The 2,812-nt window shown below is 45.5% G+C and carries 1 protein-coding gene; it reads right to left on the minus strand.

The genetic code is table 11. The features are described 5' to 3' along the window. The coding region (locus QUB25_RS29355; RefSeq protein WP_333188962.1) for a DUF4347 domain-containing protein at positions 1-2,051 on the minus strand (2,051 nt) is incomplete at its 3' end. Between the last annotated feature and the right edge of the window lie 761 nt (positions 2,052-2,812).

A 2,812-nucleotide genomic window follows, 5' to 3' on the forward strand; every position in this document is an offset into this window, starting at 1 on the left:
ACAATGCTGTCGGCGATCGCCACATTGGTTGCCGCACTCGGCCCACTGTTAGCCGCCGTAATGGTGTAGGTGACACTCGAGCCTGCCACCGCAGTAGCCGGCCCGGTTTTGCGCGTAACTACATCGGCAATATTGTTCGTGATAGTGGTGGTGACTCGCGCCTCCGAGCTGCTGCCGCTGTTGTTGGCGGGTACGGGATCGATCGTGTTGCTGCTGCTGAATACACTGTTTGTAATAGCACCGAGTGTAGTTGGGGCGGTAACAGTTACGGTGCGGGTCTGGCTGGCCCCAACAGCTAAATTCGGAATACGCCAGGAGACCAGTCTCGTTGTCGGGTTGAAAGTGCCGCCGCTGTCGGCACTGCCAAATACTGCCCCTCGGGGCAGTTGGTCTTCAACCAGCACGTTTTCAGCCGGGTTCGGGCCATTATTTACTGTCGTAATTGTGTAAGTAATGGGGCTGCCCGGTGCCGCAGCGGGCGGGCCTTTTTTCGTTGTCGCAACATCTGCTGTAGTAAGTGGCACGTCTATAGTTTGGATAGACAAAGTGCGAACGTCGTGAATATTTGTTGCGTCTCCCGTTGAACCTGCAAAACCAAATTTGAATGTTGCGGGGATTCGCCCGTTTATTGCCTCTAAATCGCTAATGTCGATAATAGTCTCGCCTGGATCTGTAAACGAACCATTATTGTTGAGATCAAAGCTAACAGTAAGCTGACGACGGCTGGGCGTTTCAGAAGTGGGAGGTTCTAAAATAACTTGAACTCTTCTTTTGGCTGGTTCGCGAGTGCTAGTAATAGTGTTGGTCGGCGGACTTACGGGATTGGGAATATTATCTATTCCCCCCGGCACAAAGTTAGAAGTTAAAAACCGATATTGCGTAGCTTGGCTACCTCGAAGCGTTACCGAATCTGGTCTACGCCCCCCCCCAATTCCGCCTATACGCCCTTCATTTTCAGTTGAAAAATTTCCGAATTCATCCAATCCAATTCCTAAATAACCTCCGAGTAAACCGGACTGATTTTCGTTGATATTTTGGGCGTAGCCGAGAGAACCTCCATAGCCTCCAGCTTTTGTTGGCGTCACACTACCCTCAATTAAAAAGAAACTTATGCCGTCCCCTGTCCGCCCTGCTAAATTATCACGTGCAGTGCCGTTGTAGGCAAATATATCGAAGACAATTTTAAGGCCACTGCTGGCTGGTACCGGACTGTTATAGATGGCAAAAGTAGATTGGTCAAAACTTCTTGAAGTTAACCTCAAAGCTCCGCTGCCGGGCGGGTCTATGTTCAAACCCGGAAAAGTCTCCGTTCCGGTTCCTGCTGTTAAAGCTGGAGCGTCTGACGTGCCGGTGACCCCAGATATCCAAGGCCCTATTAGACTTGCATCTTGAAAAGTTTCGTCCACTAAAGTAATGAGGACAGCGCTGTAAGTTTCCTGTGTTTTTGTTTCAAATGCTATTGCGGTTTTTACTTGTCCTGCTGTAACATTTAATTGCCAGTTTCCTCCTAATTTTGCACTGCCAATTAAATTGTTAGAAGCGGCTATATTGGCGCCTGTTAGTTCTCTCAGCTTCCGCACGAAAGCAATCCCTGATTTTCCAGCCGCCACCCTACACGCTAATAATAAAATATCGGCTTTTTCGCTTAAGGCATTTCGCCACTGCTGCAAATGCCGATCGTACTTTGGTAAGTTTTCATCCTTCAGTACCGTTGACCCGAGGTGCATCGAAGCTTCATTGCCGTGAGCAACTATCTGAAGGCTGGCAATTAAGCTGCGTTTAGCTAGAATCTCGGTAATTTGTTCTACTCCGTCTAGGGTGCGATCGAGGACAATTATCTCTGTTCCCGGTTTGGCTCCGCTGGCAAGATGCTGATAATTATCTACCCTGGGATCGATGCAAACTAAATGTTTTTTATGCTCACTCTTGACGCCAAGACTCGCTTTTGTTAAACAGTAAATATCGCTCAGCCGATCGCCCGCTAACGGCTCCCGAATCCCACGATCTTCTATGCAGTCATTATCGTGCCCATCGCAACTTAATTTTTGCATTGGGGAAGAGTAGTTGAACCCTGATTTTTTCATGAGTTAGATAGCTCCTTGACGTGTTAATTGTCAACCTTAAGTGGTAGATATTATTGTTAATTGCTAATAAGAAATTTCTACTTGCTAATTTCTCGGCTTCGCATACTTAACAAGTTCCATTTACTGCGATATTTTTTTTATCGACATCTTCCCAAAGTAGCAGTTAGCGGCATTTACCTGGGAAATCAGGCGTTTTTTTAGCGAAGTCAGACTCAGCGCAGAATTATTTTAGTATAAAAAAAACGCGCGCGATCTAATAAAATTACGCCGTGAGGTGCGAAATTTGTTGGCACCAGCTAGTTGACAAGTGTTCGTGTTTGTAGTAGTATGGGGGTTTACCCCTCAGACGTTTATTAGGAGTTGAGTCCAGATAACAAACCAATTTTCTGGTAGTCAATTAGTCCAATATTAAATAGTATCTCTTTGTTTAAAAGAAACGTTATAAATTTGGTCGTCATAAATTCTGCCTTTTGACTTTAATCAGGAATGAATTACTCACTAAAACCAATTTCATAGTAGCAGATCTGTCGAACATCAAATAAGTCACTAGCTTGATGTTCGTTGAGTTAAAAATATTCTACAAGCCCGGTTAATTTAAGAAAGCGAGCGTGTAGAATATCGGCAAAAGCCCCCCGATAAAATGCGCTTTTATTCTTAGCGAGCCAAAATCAGAAAATCGAGAGAAGTAATAGTATTATCAGCCCCAAAAACCTGAGCTAAAACCTCGC

Origin of the sequence: Microcoleus sp. B3-D7 (genome assembly GCF_036705305.1) — a bacterium.
Taxonomy (GTDB): Bacteria; Cyanobacteriota; Cyanobacteriia; order Cyanobacteriales; family Microcoleaceae; genus Microcoleus.